Annotated in this window: 12 protein-coding genes and 1 pseudogene; 9 read left to right on the forward strand and 4 right to left on the reverse strand. The window is 72.4% G+C overall.

Annotation, left to right across the window (positions count from 1 at the left end; all coding sequences use genetic code 11):
* Positions 1–17: 17 nt before the first annotated feature.
* The 3 genes from BEK98_RS27360 to BEK98_RS27370 all read right to left on the reverse strand — a co-directional run bounded on the left by BEK98_RS27360 (position 18) and on the right by BEK98_RS27370 (position 5,546).
* Complete coding sequence (locus tag BEK98_RS27360; protein ID WP_094219326.1) at positions 18–1,061, reverse strand: ABC transporter permease; 1,044 nt, start codon at positions 1,059–1,061, stop codon at positions 18–20.
* A complete protein-coding gene (locus BEK98_RS27365; protein WP_094219327.1) occupies positions 1,058–2,572 on the reverse strand; it encodes a sugar ABC transporter ATP-binding protein in 1,515 nt (504 codons plus the stop codon). The genes BEK98_RS27360 and BEK98_RS27365 overlap by 4 nt, the downstream gene beginning before the upstream one ends.
* Before the next feature lie 85 nt (positions 2,573–2,657).
* A complete protein-coding gene (locus tag BEK98_RS27370; protein WP_425276628.1) occupies positions 2,658–5,546 on the reverse strand; it encodes a SpoIIE family protein phosphatase in 2,889 nt (962 codons plus the stop codon).
* 397 nt (positions 5,547–5,943) lie between these two features.
* On the opposite strand from BEK98_RS27370, the pseudogene BEK98_RS27375 reads away from it, so the two are divergent.
* From BEK98_RS27375 to BEK98_RS27415, 9 genes and pseudogenes are all read left to right on the forward strand, one after another.
* Positions 5,944–6,825: pseudogene (locus BEK98_RS27375) on the forward strand (DUF6424 family protein); the annotation flags it as partial.
* A gap of 113 nt (positions 6,826–6,938) precedes the next feature.
* Positions 6,939–7,445 (forward strand): SRPBCC family protein, encoded by a 507-nt coding sequence (locus tag BEK98_RS27380; RefSeq protein WP_094219330.1) that lies wholly within the window; start codon positions 6,939–6,941, stop codon positions 7,443–7,445.
* A complete protein-coding gene (locus tag BEK98_RS27385; protein ID WP_094219331.1) occupies positions 7,445–8,503 on the forward strand; it encodes an LLM class flavin-dependent oxidoreductase in 1,059 nt (352 codons plus the stop codon). Before BEK98_RS27380 ends, BEK98_RS27385 begins: the two co-directional genes overlap by 1 nt.
* Positions 8,500–9,006, forward strand: coding sequence for a winged helix-turn-helix transcriptional regulator (locus BEK98_RS27390; protein WP_094219332.1), 507 nt, complete (start codon positions 8,500–8,502; stop codon positions 9,004–9,006). Before BEK98_RS27385 ends, BEK98_RS27390 begins: the two co-directional genes overlap by 4 nt.
* Positions 9,007–9,103: 97 nt before the next feature.
* The gene (locus tag BEK98_RS27395; RefSeq protein ID WP_208643245.1) at positions 9,104–9,481 is read left to right on the forward strand and encodes a DoxX-like family protein; all 378 of its coding nucleotides are present in this window, start codon (positions 9,104–9,106) and stop codon (positions 9,479–9,481) included.
* Positions 9,478–10,401, forward strand: coding sequence for a DUF3419 family protein (locus BEK98_RS27400; protein WP_094219333.1), 924 nt, complete (start codon positions 9,478–9,480; stop codon positions 10,399–10,401). The genes BEK98_RS27395 and BEK98_RS27400 overlap by 4 nt, the downstream gene beginning before the upstream one ends.
* Positions 10,402–10,424: 23 nt before the next feature.
* Positions 10,425–11,162, forward strand: coding sequence for a DUF2071 domain-containing protein (locus tag BEK98_RS27405; protein ID WP_208643246.1), 738 nt, complete (start codon positions 10,425–10,427; stop codon positions 11,160–11,162).
* Positions 11,159–11,905: a class I SAM-dependent methyltransferase gene (locus BEK98_RS27410; protein ID WP_208643247.1), complete on the forward strand. Its 747-nt coding sequence runs from the start codon at positions 11,159–11,161 to the stop codon at positions 11,903–11,905. The genes BEK98_RS27405 and BEK98_RS27410 overlap by 4 nt, the downstream gene beginning before the upstream one ends.
* Complete coding sequence (locus BEK98_RS27415; RefSeq protein ID WP_094219334.1) at positions 11,902–12,327, forward strand: hypothetical protein; 426 nt, start codon at positions 11,902–11,904, stop codon at positions 12,325–12,327. The genes BEK98_RS27410 and BEK98_RS27415 overlap by 4 nt, the downstream gene beginning before the upstream one ends.
* A gap of 13 nt (positions 12,328–12,340) precedes the next feature.
* Here the strand turns inward: BEK98_RS27415 and BEK98_RS27420 are convergent, their stop codons facing one another.
* Positions 12,341–13,165: a TetR/AcrR family transcriptional regulator gene (locus BEK98_RS27420; RefSeq protein ID WP_094219335.1), complete on the reverse strand. Its 825-nt coding sequence runs from the start codon at positions 13,163–13,165 to the stop codon at positions 12,341–12,343.
* Positions 13,166–13,224: the final 59 nt, after the last annotated feature.

The following is a 13,224-nucleotide window of genomic DNA, read 5'->3' on the forward strand; positions in this document are numbered from 1 at the left end:
GGGAGGACGCGGCGCGATCACGGGGGTGGGGGCGGCGCGGAGGGCAGGTCGCGGGCGGCGGTGCCGACGCGCAGGCGGCGGCGAGCGGAGTAGCCCGCCAGGCCGACGGCGAGGAGCAGGGTGCCGCCGTAGAACAGCGGGGTCGTCCAGAAGTCACCGCCCAGCTGGGCGATGCCGGTGAGACCCACGGCCAGGACGGTGACGGCGACGAGCGTGCCCAGGGGGTTGGCGCGGCCGGGTCTGACGGCGGTGGAGCCGAGCAGGGCGCCGGCGAAGGCGGGCAGCAGGTAGTCCAGGCCGACGCTCGGGTTGCCGACCTGCAGCTGCGCCGCGAGCAGCACCCCGGCGAAGCCGGTGATCAGCCCCGATGCGGTGAAGGCGTAGACGGTGTACTTGCGGGTCGGGATGCCGAGCAGGTCGGCGGCGCGCGGATTGGATCCGACGACGTACAGACTGCGGCCGAGGGGCAGCCGCTCCAGGACCAGCCAGAGGACGGCGACGAGGGCCAGCACGTAGAAGGCGGGAACGGGCAGGCCGAGGAACGTGGAGTCGTAGACGTCGATGAACCCCGTGGGGAGTCCTCCGGGGCCCGGGACGATGCGGGCGCCGCCGGTGACCCATCCGGTCACGGCGTACAGCATGCTGCCGGTTCCGAGGGTGGCGATGAAGGAGTCGATCTGCCCGAACTCGACGATGACGCCGTTGAGGACACCCACGACGCCCGCTCCGACGAGGACCGCGAGGCAGGCGAGCGGCCACGGCCAGTGTCCGTCGACGATCAGCTTCAGCACCATGACGTGCGCGAGACCGAGGCCGTAGCCGATGGAGAGGTCGAACGCCCGGGTCACGATGGGGACCATGGCGGCGAGCGCGAGGATGGCCGGGATCGACTGGGTGGCCAGGATCGCGTTGATGGTCTCCCGGGTGGGGAAGGTGCCGGGCAGGGCGAGGGAGAAGACCAGGAAGAGCAGGGCCGTCAGAGCCAGCAGGCCGTAGGCGGCGGCGAAGTGGCCGCCCGGTCGGGGCCGGCGCGGTCGGGGCGGGGAGGGCGAGCCGGTCACGAGGTGGTCGTGGTTCCGGAGCCGGGCAGGGCGGAGGCGGCCCGGGTGAGCCCGGAGACCGTCAGGTCCGCACCGCTCAGCTCGGCCGTCAGGGATCCGCGGACGAAGACCAGGGCGCGTCTGCACACATGGGTGACCTCCTCGAAGTCGGTGGAGACGAGCAGGGCCCCGAGGCCGGCGGCCAGGGCCTGGTCGAGCAGGCGGTGGACCGTGGTCCGGGCACCGATGTCCACGCTCGCCGTCGGCTCCTCCAGGATCAGCAGCCGCAGGCCCGCGCCCAGCCACCGGCCGATCATGACCTTCTGCTGGTTGCCGCCGGACAGGGTGGCGATGGGCGCCTCGCTGTCGCGGGGACGCACCGAGAAACGGTCGATCAGGACGGTGGCGGCGGCGCGTTCCAGGCGGGGGCTGATCCAGCTCAGCGCCGGCCGGCCGGCCGCGCGGGGGTTGGCCATGAGGTTCTCCCGTACCGTCAGTTCGGCGGCACAGCCCTCCCCTTGCCGGTCGGCGGACACGAGGCCGACACCGAGGCCCACGGCGTCCACGACGCTGCGGGGGTGGTAGGGCCGGCCGCCCAGCAGCACCCGCCCGTCGAGCAGGGGCCGGGCGCCGGCCAGGGCCCGGCCCAGGTCCAGGTGTCCGGCGCCCGTCAGTCCGACCAGGCCCAGGACTTCGCCGGCCCCGAGTTCCAGGCTGACCGGTCCCACGCCGGGGGTGCGTACCCGGTCGAGGGTCAGGACGGCCGGGCCCTCGGCACGGACTCTGGCGGGGTGGAAGTCCGCCGGTTCCGCACCGACGATGTCGCGCACCAGGCGGGCGGGGCTGTGTCCCGCCACCGGGCCGTGGCTGACGAGACGGCCGTCGCGCAGGACGGCGAAGGTGTCGGCCACCTCGTACACCTCGTCGAGGCGGTGGGTGACGTAGAGGACGCCGTGTCCCCTCTCGCGCAGGGTGTGCAGGACGCCGAAGAGCCGGGCGCAGTCCACCGCGGGGAGACGGGCGGTCGGCTCGTCGAGGACGATGAGCTTCGCCCGGGCCGCGAGGGCTCGGGCGATGGCGACCAACGAGCGCTCGGCGGGGGCAAGTTGGGCGACGGTCGCTTCCGGGTCGAGATGTGCCGCGACGATCCGCAGGGCGTCGGTGCAGCGCTCCCTGGTCTGCCGCCACGAGATCAGTCCGGCGCGGCGGGGGTATCCGGTGCCCAGCGCGATGTTCTCGGCGACCGTCATCCACTCCACCAGGCCGAGGTCCTGGTGGATGAAGGACATGCTGCGGGACGCCTCCCGGGTGCCGAGCGGGTGCCCGGCCACGGTGATCTGTCCCGCGTCGGCGTGATGGACGCCCGCGAGCACCTTGATGAGGGTGGACTTTCCGGCGCCGTTGGGGCCGAGGAGGGCGAGGACACTGCCGGCCTGGACGTCGAGGTCGACCCCGGCCAGCGCGACGGTTCCGCCGAAGCGCTTGCCGAGCCCGCGGACACGGACCAGGGGTGGAGCGTCGTGCACGGACATCTCCGGAGGTTCGACCTGGTTGGTTCAGCCCATGTATGTAAGGGATATTAACGGGCAAGTTACAGAATTTCGGGTCAGCGGGCCGTCAGACCGTCTCCAGCGCGCATTCGGCCCAGATGACCTTGCCCTGCGTGGTGTAGCGCGTGCCCCAGCTCTGCGACAGCTGCGCCACGAGGAACAGACCACGGCCTCCCTCGTCGGTGCTGGCCGCCCGGCGCAGGTGCGGGGCGGTGTTGCTGGTGTCGGAGACCTCGCAGATCAGGTTGTGGGCGTGCAGCAGCCGTACCCGGATGGGCCCGGCCCCGTGGCGGACGGCATTGGTGACCAGCTCGCTGAGGATCAGTTCGGCGGCGAACGCGGTCTCGTCGAGTCCCCAGTCGGCCAGCTTCCGTAGGGCGTCCGCGCGGACCTCGCCGACCAGGGCCGGGTCGGCGGCCAGGTCCCAGGTGGCGATCCGGTTCCGGTCCACGGCGTGGGTACGGGCGACCAGCAGGGCGATGTCGTCGTAGGGGTGGTCGGGCGCCACGAGGTCCAGCACGGTCTGACAGGTCTCGTCGGGTGTGTGCTCGGGGTGCGCCAGGGCGCCGCTCAGATGCTCCAGCACCTCGTCGACATCGCGGTTCCGGTCCTCGATGAGCCCGTCGGTGTACAGGACCAGCTGGCTGTCCTCCGGCAGGTGGATCTCGGCCATCTCGAAGGGCAGGCCGCCGAGGCCGAGCGGGGGTCCGGCGGGCAGGTCGGGGAAGGAGACGGTGCCGTCGGGGCGGACGAGGGCGGGCGGGGGGTGGCCGGCGCGGGCCATGGCGCACTGCTGGGTGGTCGGGTCGTAGACGGCGTACAGACAGGTCGCTCCGATGATGCCGAAGTCCTCGGGCTCGGGATCCTCCCGGTCGAGGCGGCCCACGACGTTGTCGAGATGGGTGAGGACCTCGTCCGGGGGGAAGTCGAGTTCGGCGAAGCTGCGTGCGGCGGTGCGCAGGCGCCCCATGGTGGCGGCGGAGAGCATGCCGTGGCCCACGACGTCACCGACGAAGAGGCCGACGCGCGTACCGGAGAGGGGGATGACGTCGTACCAGTCCCCGCCCACGTCGGATTCGGCGGGCAGGTAGCGGTGGGCGACCTCGACGGCGTCCAGGTCGGGCAGACCGTGCGGGAGCAGGCTGCGCTGCAGGGCCAGGACCATGGCGCGTTCGTGGGTGTAGCGCCGGGCGTTGTCCATGGACAGGGCGGCGCGCCCGGCCAGCTCCTGGGCCAGCGAGCGGTCGTCGTCCCCGAAGGGGGCGGGGTCCTGCGAGCGGTAGAAGCTGGCGACGCCCAGGACGACGCCGCGGGCGACCAGCGGGACGGTGATGAGGGAGTGGACGGCGGTCAGCAGCTGTTCGCTCAGTTCGGGCTCGTGGGCGAGCCAGCCCGCGGCGACCTTCAGGTCAGGCTCCAGCACCGCCCGCCCACTGACCAGGCACCGCAGCTGCGGTGTGGTCGGGCCGAAGTCGGGCTTCTTGCCGACCGGGCTGAAGGGAAGGTCGTCGCGGATACCGCGGATCACCACACGCCGCAGGTCACCGAGGGGGTCGGTGGACTCCTCGCCGCGCAGTACGGCCTCGGGCAGGTCGATCGTGACGAAATCGGCCAGTCCTGGGATCGCCGTCTCGGCGAGTTCCTCGGCCGTGCGGCGCACGTCCAGGGTCGTGCCGATGCTGGCGCTGGCCTCGGACAGCAGCTCCAGACGGCGGCGCGCGGCCAGGGCGTACTCCCCGACGGACGGCTCCCCCACCATGACGAGCCCGCTCGCCAGCGGCTGGGAGTCGGAGGGAAGGTCGGGCGTCCCGGCGGGGGCGGCGGGGGACGTGGGGGCCGTGGGGGCCGTGGGGGCCGCAAGGCCGGTCCGCTCACCGATCGCGCCGCCCTCGACCGGCGCGGCTCCGGCATGGCGACCGGGCATCAGGTCGGCGGAGAGGCGGTCGGGCACCAGGAGGACCGGACGGTCTCCGGGCGGCCGGACGAGGGACAGGGCGGCGAGCAGCGCGCTGCCCGCGGTCTCGTCCGCCAGGCTCGGGAAGGCGCCGGCCGGCCGGAATGCGGGGCCCGTGAGGACGGCTTCGATGGCGATGCCCTCCACCCCGGAGGCGCTCGTCGTCGGCCGGCTCACGAGCGTGACCCGCCGGCCGTCGGACAGGTTCACGTCCACCGCGGCCCGCTGGGCGCCGGAGATCAGCTCGGTGGCCCGGTCCAGGAGAACGGCGCGGTCGGCGGGGTGCAGCTCGGGGGCCAGTTCGTCGAGGCCGATGCGGTGGTGCGGCCCCGTGGCGGCATCGGCGCGGGCGTCCAGGTACGACCGCAGCAGCGCCCGCTCCCGCACGGTGCTCTGCCCCAGCAGCCGCCGTTCGACGGCCTCGGCCGCCTTGCGGATCATTGTGGCGAGCCCCGGATCCTCGGCGGCGCGCGGATAGCCGAAGCACAGGACGCCTTCGATGCGCCCGCTGAGCGGGTCGCGGACGGGAAGGGCACGGCAGGCGTTGCCCTGGGCGCGCTCGGCGAAGTGCTCGGCGCCGTAGACCCGGATGAGTTGACGTTCCGCCAGCGCGAGACCGATGCCGTTGGTTCCGGCGTACCGCTCGGCGAACACGAATCCCGGGACGCGCTGGATCGCGGGGAGGGTTCTGGCGAAGGACGCGTCGCCGAAGCGGCGCAGGAGGACGGTCCCGCTCGCGTCGGCGACGGAGATGTTCATCCGGCTGCCGGCGAATGTGTACTGCAACCGGTCGAGCACCGGAGCGGCCGCGCGGACGAGCCTGCTCTCGGGATCGAAGTCGCCTCGGAAGGGAAGGTCGGCCTGGTCCGGCGAGAGACCCAGGGAGCGGGAGCGCTGCCAGGAACCCAGGATCGGCGACCGTACGCCTCCCTCGACCGCCTCCCCCTGCAGGAACCGTTCACGGGTACGGGCGGGCCCTGCCCCGCCGGTCGCACGCCCCATGGGCGTCGGTTCCCCGCCGGACCGCACCACTCTTCGCCTCGCTCGCACTCGGATCAGTTGGAATTCACCTAAACCCGGCATTGACGAGGATACGGTGATTACGGGCGCGAGTCATGGCGTGCCGGGTCGATCACACTCAGTGACCGGACGGGACCGTCCGTCAACGGATGCCGCGGCCGGTGCCCTGGCCGACGGGAGCGGTGGCCCCGGAGGCAGCCGAGGTCGGGCACGGCAGCGCCGGCGGGTGTTCGTTGACGTCAAAAGTACGCCCCAGCAAGCCGGTTCGTGCGACTCGGCACCTCCGCCCGAGTCGCGGCCGACCCGTTCGAGGCGCACGATGGACTCAGGGGAACTCCGCCCCGCGAGCCGGTGACCAGGCCGTGGGGCCGGCCGAGGAACAGCCATGACCCACACCGAACTTCAGCCGGGCGGCATCGAATCGGAGAACCATCCCTGGAAGATCCGCCTCGTCAAACATCCGAAGCGGTTTGAATCATCGCACTTCGTCGCTGCCAAGAAGACGGCCCACGCGATCCTGCACGCCATGGACGACCAGGACCTGCCCTATGGGCCGAGGCCCGTCGATCCGGGGGCGGGACCGAACCGTCCCGAGCACTGGGAGATGCACCACGGCGGCAGCCTCTGGGTCAAGGGGCCCAACCGGTGGCTGATGTACCGCGCCCGGGTCGGCATCGAGTGGAGCATGCAGTTCTGCGCCGACCCCGAGAAGGTCGACCGGCTCCGGCTGGAGGCCGCCGAGCTGATCGACGCCTTCCCGCTCACCCTGCCCGCCCTGGCGGAACTGGGCTACGAGCGCGCCGAGGAACTGCTGCGCACGCCCATCAAGGACGCCGACGGGGTCGAGGCCTGGACCGACTCCCTGTTCAACTCCTGTGTGCCGCTGAGCCACGCGAACCACCAGGGGATCCTTCCCAAGGTGCCCGGTGAGCACCACTATCCCTGGCCCGTGAAGGGCGCGGACTTCGTCCGGTTCGACGACTTCCAGCTCTGGGTGACCCTGCCGGACGGCACCCACGGCGCCGTCGCCCCGGTGGACCGCCGCGGCTCCGGCGACGGGCACGTCCGCCTGGCCTTCGTCCCCGAAGGCAGTGAAGCCGCCGCGACCATCGCGGAGGCGCAGGAACGCGGACTGATGGCCGTCCTGCCGGCGAACAGCGACGTGGCCATGCAGGCCTTCGCCCAGCAGATCACGCCCGGCCGGCACACCGCCGCCGGTCCCCTGTCCGCCGCCGCGGCACGGCACGGCGGCCGCCGCTAGCGCACAGGCCGCACTCGATCGTTCCGCGCAAACACCTTGACGAGCTAAGTCTTGTTACGCAACCCTCCTCTCAGGAGTCGACGACGGACGACGACGAGGAGGCCGGTCTCACGATGGAGTGGACGGGCGCGCGGTACGCGGACAAACCGACGGTCGAGGTCGCGACCTGGATCAACGCCCCGCTGGAGCGGGTGTGGACCCTGGTCTCGGATGTGAGCCTGATGCCGGCCATGAGCGAGGAGCTGCAGTCGGTCACGTGGCTCGACGGGGCCACCGAACCCGCTGTCGGCGCCCGGTTCGTGGGGCGAAGCAGGCACGAGGCGTACGGGGAGTGGGAGACCACCTCACACGTCATCGAGTACGAACCGCCGCGGGTGTTCGCCTGGGCGGTGCAGGACCCCGCTCACCCCAGCGCCGTCTGGCGCTATCGGTTCGCGCCCAAGGACGGCGGGACCGAACTCTCCCAGTGGATGCAGATGGGCCCCGGGCGTTCGGGCCTGTCCTTCGCGATCGACGCCATGCCGGAGAAGGAACAGAAGATCGTGTTCGTACGCATGCGTGAGTTCGAGCGCAACATCGCCGTCACCCTGGAACACATCAAGAAGCTGGCGGAGGCCTGATGCGGACCGCGACGACGATCGAGGCGGCGGGCGGGGAGTCCTGGTCGGAGCAGACGGACTTCGTGGTCGAGGCCGAGAAGCTGGGGCTCGACATCTGCTGGGTCGCCGAGGCATGGGGCTCCGACGCGCCCTCCGCCCTGGGCTTCTACGCGGCCCGCACGGACCACATGCTGCTCGGCTCGGCGGTCATGCAGGTCGGCACGCGCACCCCGGTGGCGCTGGCCCAAACGGCCATCACGTTGTCCAACCTCTCCGGCGGGCGCTTCGTACTGGGCCTGGGCCCGTCCGGTCCGCAGGTGATGGAAGGGCTGCACGGGGTGCCCTTCGCCCGGCCGCTGGCCCGTGTCCGCGAGACCGTGGAGATCGTGCGCCAGGCGATGGAGGGCGCCAAAATCTCCTACTCCGGAAGCGAGTTCCACATCCCTCTGCCGGGCGGGGACGCCAGGCCCATGCGGCTCTCTCTGCGCGCCGAGCACCGGATCCCGGTCTACCTGGCCGCCCTGTCGCCCGCCATGCTCCGGCTGACGGGGCAGGTCGCGGACGGCTGGCTCGGTACGAGCTTCGTACCGGAGGGCGCGGCGGAGGCCTACTTCGCCCCTCTCGACGAAGGTCTGGCCCGCAGCGGGCGCAGCCGCGCCGACGTGGATGTCTGCCAGGGCGCCGAGGTGTCGTTCGCGCCGGACGAGGAGGCACTGAGCGCCATGGTCGCCGGCCGCAAGAAGGAACTGGCCTTCAGCCTGGGCGGGATGGGCTCGGCCTCGACCAACTTCTACAACCAGGCGTACAGCCGCCAGGGCTGGGCGGAGGTGGCCGCGGACGTACGCGAGCGGTGGCAGGCGGGTGACCGGGACGGCGCGGTGCGGCTGGTCACCGACGAGATGGTGCTCGCCACCACCCTGATCGGCACCGAGGACATGGTGCGGCAGCGACTGCGGGTGTGGCGCGACGCCGGTGTGGACACAGTCCGTCTCTACCCGGCCGGTGACAGCCTGGACGCTCGGCTTGCCACACTGGGCCGGGCGATCGAACTGGTCCGCGAAGTCGGAGGTGCCCCGTGAGCCCGGCTCGCCCGTCCTTCGCGAACTGGCCGTGCTCCGTGGCCCGCACGGTGGACATCATCGGTGACGCCTGGACCTCTCTGATCCTGCGGGAGGCGTTCTACGGCAGTCGCCGGTTCGACGAGTTCCAGCAGCAGTTGGGCATCGCCCGCAACACGCTGACCGACCGGCTGCGCCGCCTCGTCGACGAGGGACTCATGGAGAAGTGGCTCTACGAGAGCGAGCCGCCGCGCCACGAGTACCACCTGACCGAGAAGGGACACGACTTCTTCCCGGTCCTCGCCGCCATCACCCGCTGGGGCGACCGGTGGCTCGCGGGTGAGGAGGGCGCACCCGTCACCCTCCATCACGATGTGTGCGACCACGACGCCCACGCCGAGGTGGTCTGCTCCGCGTGCGGCGAGCAGATGCGCTCCGCGGACACGTCCATCCGGCTGGGCCCCGGCTATCCGGAGCGCCTCAAGGCACGGCCCGACATCCAGCGCCGTTTCGCTGGATCCTGAGGGCGGGTCCGGCTGCCCGTGCGACCGCGATCCGACCGCAAGTCCCTGGTGGGGGGGTGGAGAAGGCGCGCGGTGGGGCAGCAGGCATGATCACCACGTGACCAAGACATGGCGGGGCCGGGCGGCGCGGTGGGCGATCGCCCTGGTGTGGTTCTACGAGGGGTTCTGGTGCAAGATCTGGCCGGGGCGGGCTGATCAGCGGGCGATCGTGGGCGACGTACCGTTCCTGCCGGAATGGGCGGTGACGGGGGCACTCCTCGGGATCGGCCTGGCGGAGGTCGCGATCGGCCTGTGGGTGCTGAGCGGGCGGCGGGCGCGGGCGGCCGCGATCGTGCAGACCGCGCTGGTGGTGGGGTTCAACCTGGGCGGTCTGCTCTTCGGCGCCGACCGGATCGACGAGCCGGGGCGGCTGGTGACGCAGGACCTGGCCTTCCTGGCGCTGATCTGGATGGTGACGTGGGCGGTGGACGAGTGACCGGGACACCGTGGGCGCGCGGCCGGTTGCTCGGCGGATTCGGCGGCCCGGGCCTGCTCTTCGGGCGGATGTACGAGGACTGGGGTGTCGAGCTGGCGGTCTTCCCGCCGCCGGGCGCCCGGGTGCTGTGTATCGCCTCGGCGGGTGACACGGCGGCAGCCCTGGCCGCGGCGGGGTACGAGGTGACGGCCGTGGACGTCAATCCGGTGCAGCTCACGTACGCGCGCGAGCGGCTGGCCGGTGCTGCGACCCGGGAGGGAACGGCCGAGGCGGTCATGCGCCTGGGCCGGGGCACCGCGGCCCGGCTGCTGCCCGCCTGGCGACGGGCGGAGCTGCATGACTTCCTGGCGCTCGACGATCCGGTGGAGCAGCTCCGCCGCTGGCGGGCGGAGTTGGACACTCCGGGGCTGCGCCGGTTGATGCGGGTCGCACTGCGGCCCGGCGGAGCCCTGGCGGTGGCCCTGCGCCCGTCGTTCGCCGGCGTCGTCCCCCCGCGTTTCGACGAGGTGCTGCGCCGACGCCTCGAACGGACCGTGGGCAGGCATCCCAACGCGCACAATCCGTGGCTGTGGCGCCTGTTGGCAGGGGCCGAGCCGCCGGGCACCCCGCCGCCCCGGGCTCCGGGCGTCCGGCTGGTCCACGACGACGTGGTGCACGCGTTGGAGCAGGCGCCGTGCGGTTCCTACGAGGCGGTGACGCTCTCCAACGTCCTGGACGGGCCCGGCCCCGACTTCGCCCGTCGGCTGCGGGCCGCCGTGCGCCACGCGGTGCGGCCGGGCGGAGTGGTGGTGCTGCGCAGCGCCCGGGAGCCGGGCCCGGGCGGACCGGGCTGGGCGGCGGAGGACCGCTCGGCGTTGTGGGGTGTGGTGCGTGTGGTGCGGCTCGGGGGCGATGCCGCGGATCGGAGGATCGACCCGTGAGGTATCTGCTGCAGCGTCATCCCGTGGCCATCCGCACGCGCTTCGCGCACTCGCTGGTGTTGACGTACGCACTGCCGGCCGAGGTGCTGCGCCCGCTGGTGCCACCGGGTCTGGAGCTGGACACATACGGGGAGTACGGGTTCGTGGCGGCCGCGCTGGTCGACACCCGTGCCCTGCGACCGGCGGCTCTGCCCGCCCGTCTCGGGGCGGACTACATGCTCACCGGCTACCGCGTCTTCACCCGTTTCCGCACCCCGGGCGGCCGTGTCATGCGCGGACTGCGCATCCTGCGCAGCGACACCGACAGCAGGCTGATGGTGCTCGGCGGCAACCTGATGACCCGCTACAACTACCGGTTGGCCCGGATCAGCAGCCAAGTCGAGACCGACACACTGGAGTTCCGGGTGGACAGCGCCGACGGCCGGGCGGATCTGCACGTGTGTGCCGATCTCGGCAGCGCGCCGGCGCCGCTGCCCGAAGGCAGCCCCTTCGCGGACGCGCGCGCCGCCCGGCGCTTCGCGGGCCCGCTGCCGTACACCTTCGAGTACGAACCGCAGACCCGCTCGATGATCGTGATCAAGGCGTTCCGCACCCACTGGGACCCGCAGCCGGTTTCGGTGGACGTGCGCCGTCTGACCTTCTTCGACCACGCCCCGTTCGCCGGCACGCGGCCGATCCTCGCCAACGCCTTCCACGTCGCCGACGTGGAGTACGGCTGGGAACGAGGCCTGCGCCGGACCGAAACCGGTGGTGAGCGATGATCCGCCGCTCCGGCGTCCGGGACGTGATCGCCTACAACTGGCCGCGGTACACGGCCGGTCTGGCCGCCGCGGCGGCCTCGGCCGCACTCGCCGACCGGCTGCCACGGCGACTGCGCACCATGGCCCGGGCCGGCTCCGCCGCCGCGATCGGTCTGCTCGCTTCCGCCACGGTCGCGAGCTGGCTCGTGTACGACCGCTCGGAACTGTACGACTACGACTGGCTGGACGCGCTGCTGCCGCAGGCGCCGTCCGCGCACGTGGTGGTGGGCACCGGCCTCGACGAGGCGAGTGTCCCGCTGGCCGCCCGCTGGCCGGCCTCCCGGCAGATCGCCGTCGACCTCTACGACCCGGCTGTGATGACCGAGGGTTCGGTGCGCCGCGCCCGGCGCAGGGTGCCTCCGCCGCCGCACGCCGTGCCCGGCCGGCCGGATGCGCTGCCGGTGCGCCCGGGCCTGGCGGATGCCGTCTTCCTGATATTCGCCGCCCACGAGCTGCGGCAGGCGCGGGACAGGGAGCGGCTGTTCGTCGAGTGCGCTCGGGCGCTGCGTCCGGGCGGACGCCTGGTCCTGGTGGAACACCTGCGGGACGGCGCGAACACGGCCGTCTTCGGTCCGGGTGCCTGGCATTTCCTCCCCCGGGGAGAGTGGCTGCGGCTGGCCGCGCATGCCGGGCTGCGTCCGGCGGCCGAGCGCCGCATCGCGGGCCTGGTCACGGCGTTCGCCTTCACCAAGGGGTGGGAGTGACCCACCTGCTCACGCTCACCTCGCAGTTGCGCCTGGTCGGTCTGGCCCTCGTCGGCATGGGGCTGCTGCATGTGGTCCTGCCGCGCGTCCTGGACTGGCCGGGCGACCTCGGCGGCAGCAGCCTGCTCACCCGTCAGGTCTCCTACGCGCACCTGTTCTTCATCGGCCTCACCTGCGTGCTGCTCGGCGCGCTGCCGCTGGCGTTCGCCGGTGAACTGCTCAGCGGCGCGCCGCTGCCGACGGCCCTGCTGTGCGGACAGACGCTGTTCTGGGGGCTGCGCTGGGCCATGGAGTTCGCCTACTTCTCACCGCGGCTGTGGCGGGGGCACCGGCTGCGGACGGCGGGCCACATCGGGCTCTCCGTGCTGTGGACGTGGGTGACCGCGGTGTTCGTGCTGGCGACAGTGCGAGTGGTGGGCTGACGGGGGTTGCGGATCAGGCGGGGTCCGGAGCCCGGCCGGCGTCCTGGCCCGCGTCCGGATCCGCGCCTGCCGCCGGGTCCGGCAGGTAGCTGGCCAGGCCGCGCAGGATGATCTCCAGTCCGATGTCGAACCTCTCGTCGGAGGAGTCCGACACCATCAGCCCAGCCAGGGCGCGCAGGTGGGGAAAGTCCGCTGCGGGCAGGGACGCGAAGTAGTTCTGCATCTCGTCGGCCATCTCGCGCCAGTCGGGGCGGGCCAGGGAGGAACCGTCACCGCCGGCCCGGCCGGCCCGGTCCTGCCACATGCCCTCCTCCAGGGCGAACCCGTCGATGTAGGTGGAGATGAGGTCGCCGGCCTCCGCCGCGATACGGTCGGGCAGCCCGGCGGTACGGAAGATCGCGAGCAACGCCTCGACGTGCGGCAGCAGTTCGGCGGTGAAGGGGACGTGGGCCATGGAGATCCTGGCCATGTCCCGGTGGGACAGCAGTCGCTGCCGCCCGGAGCGGGCGTAGTCCCGCACCTGCTCCTGCCACCGCTCCGGGTCGGGTTCGGGCATGGTGAAGCCGTCGAAGAGCCGTGTGTACATCAGCTCCAGGAGGTCGTCCTTGGAGCTGACGTGGGCGTAGAGGGCGGAGACCGTGACCCCCAGTTCGGCCGCCACCTGACGCATCGACAGCCCGTCCAGCCCCTGACGGTCCAGCACGGTGAAGGCGGCCTCGACGACCCGTTCGCGCGACAGCGGTGCGCGCGCGGGGGCGACACGGGGGCGAGCGGGGCGCTCGCGCTCCCAGGGGGAGGGCGGAGGGGTTGCGGAGGTGCCGGTGGCCGCGTCGCTCATGAGCACAGTCTAGGCGCCGGGAGAACAGTGTTCACCTTCGACGAGCAGCGCTCGCCCAT

The sequence above is a fragment of the Streptomyces diastatochromogenes genome, assembly GCF_002242805.1.
GTDB classification, from domain to species: Bacteria; Actinomycetota; Actinomycetes; order Streptomycetales; family Streptomycetaceae; genus Streptomyces; species Streptomyces diastatochromogenes.

Coding starts and splice junctions, on each gene's coding strand:
- BEK98_RS27365 (WP_094219327.1), bottom strand. CDS start 2,572: ATGTCCGTGCACGACGCTCCACCCCTGGTCCGTGTCCGCGGGCTCGGC.
- BEK98_RS27370 (WP_425276628.1), bottom strand. CDS start 5,546: ATGGGGCGTGCGACCGGCGGGGCAGGGCCCGCCCGTACCCGTGAACGG.
- BEK98_RS27380 (WP_094219330.1), top strand. CDS start 6,939: ATGGAGTGGACGGGCGCGCGGTACGCGGACAAACCGACGGTCGAGGTC.
- BEK98_RS27385 (WP_094219331.1), top strand. CDS start 7,445: ATGCGGACCGCGACGACGATCGAGGCGGCGGGCGGGGAGTCCTGGTCG.
- BEK98_RS27410 (WP_208643247.1), top strand. CDS start 11,159: ATGATCCGCCGCTCCGGCGTCCGGGACGTGATCGCCTACAACTGGCCG.
- BEK98_RS27420 (WP_094219335.1), bottom strand. CDS start 13,165: ATGAGCGACGCGGCCACCGGCACCTCCGCAACCCCTCCGCCCTCCCCC.